The 1883-nt window shown below is 66.3% G+C and carries 1 protein-coding gene; it reads right to left on the minus strand.

What is annotated here, in order from left to right; genetic code table 11:
• Positions 1-1883 (minus strand): condensation domain-containing protein (locus K675_RS0116540; RefSeq protein ID WP_026145263.1); only part of this gene is annotated, 1883 nt, incomplete at both ends.

Raw genomic sequence — 1883 nt, forward strand, 5'->3', positions numbered from 1 at the left:
GTCAACGTCACGCCATCGTGGATCGCGGCGCACGCCTCGGGACGCGCGCGGACCTGGGCTTCGAACAGGCCGTGCACGGTCTGCGTCCGTGGGTAGTCGCGATCGCTGGCATTGAACGCCACCAGCACCTGCTCACGCTCGGCAGCCGGCAGGACCGAAATCCCGGCCAAGGGTGTCTGGGGCGCCTGCTCCAGGGCTGCGGCCAGGTTGACCAGAGCTACGGTCATATAATCGCAGACCCGCTGCGCACCGATGCCTGGCAGGGCCAGGACATTCAGGGAGAAGTCTTCGCCCAGGTCGTCCACCGACAGCGTCAGCGGGTAGTTGGTGCGCTCCTCGCTGCTGAGAATCTCGATGCCTTGCCAGGCCTGTACAGCCTGCTCGGAAACACCACCCACGGCGCTGTGCCGGTAGTTGAGCAAGGCGCTGAACAACGGCGTCGGCGCGGCCACGCCGCTGCAACGCTGGGCCAGGGCCAGGGAGGCGTGTTCGTAGCCGAGCAGCGCGGTGAGGCGTCCGTGAACCGCCTTGACCCCATCCCGCACCCCCTGCCCGCCCACGCAGACCCGCAATGGCAGGGTATTGATAAACATGCCCAACGCCCGGTCGGCACCTTCGCCGCCCTGCATCCGGCCCATCAGCACGGTGCCGAACACCACGTCCTGCCGCCCGGAAACCTGACCCAGTACCTGGGCCCAGGCCAGGTGATGCAGGCTCGCGGCGCTGACCCCCAACTGGCGGGCCAACGCCCGCACCCGCAGGCTCAGGGCCGACGGCAGAACGGAACTGACCTCGTCGATCAACTGGCCATCGACCTGCACATTGCGCAAGCCGAATGGCAGGGTCGGCTCGTCGATATCGCCGAGCATCTCACGGAAGAACGCCTCGTGTTCGGCCTGGCTGCTCCCCAGGCGGGCCTGGGCCACATAGTTGCGATACGGCACCGGGCTGCCCAACTGATCGGCCTGCCCCAGCAGATACGCCTGGATTTCATGGCGTACCACTTCCAGGGCGGTATGGTCCAGGGCCATGTGATGGAAGCGCAGCATCGCCACCCAGCACTGCCGGGCTTCATCTTCGGCGAACAGCAATTGCATCAACGGCGCCTGGCTCACGTCCAGGCGCGAGTGACGGGTATCGAAATGTTCCCTGAGCTGATCCGCCACCTCACCGGCACGCGGATCGAACGACAGAACCTCACAATGCAACCGGGCCTGGCGCCAGACCACCTGCACGGGCTCGTCCAGGCCTTGCCAGAGCACGGCGGTACGCAGGATGTCATGCCGATCGATGACCTGTTGCAACGCCTGGGCAAAGGCCTCCAGCCGCGTGCGGTTCGCCACGTTGAACAGCGCGTGAAGAACATAGGGGTCGCCCTGCTCGGCGGCCAGGTGATGATAGAGAATCCCCTCCTGCAGCGGTGCCAGCGGGTAGATATCCTGCACGTTCGCCGCGCCGCCCGGAACGTTGGCGACGATCCGGTCGATGGCGGCCTGGTCGAGGTTGATCAGCGGCAGCATCTGTGGGGTGATGCGCTCGCAGCCTGCCGGGATGGCATTGGCCGGCACCACGATTTCCCGTCCGCCGCCCACGGCGGCGGCCAGCGCCACCAAGGTTGGCTGGCTGAATAGGACCCGAATATCCGTGCTCAAGCCAGCCTGACGCATGCGCTCGATCAGGCTGACCGCCAACAGCGAGTGACCGCCCAGTTCGAAGAAGTGATCATGCCGACCGACCTTGGCGACACCCAGCAGGTCCTGCCAGAGGGTTGCGATCAAGGTTTCGGCTTCGCCTTGCGGAGCCTCGTACTCACGGCTGGTCAGCGCGCCAGCGTCCGGCGCCGGCAGGGCCTTGCGGTCCAGCTTGCCGTTTGGCGTCAGCGG

Source organism: Pseudomonas fuscovaginae SE-1 (assembly GCF_000364705.1).
Classification (GTDB): domain Bacteria; phylum Pseudomonadota; class Gammaproteobacteria; order Pseudomonadales; family Pseudomonadaceae; genus Aquipseudomonas; species Aquipseudomonas fuscovaginae_A.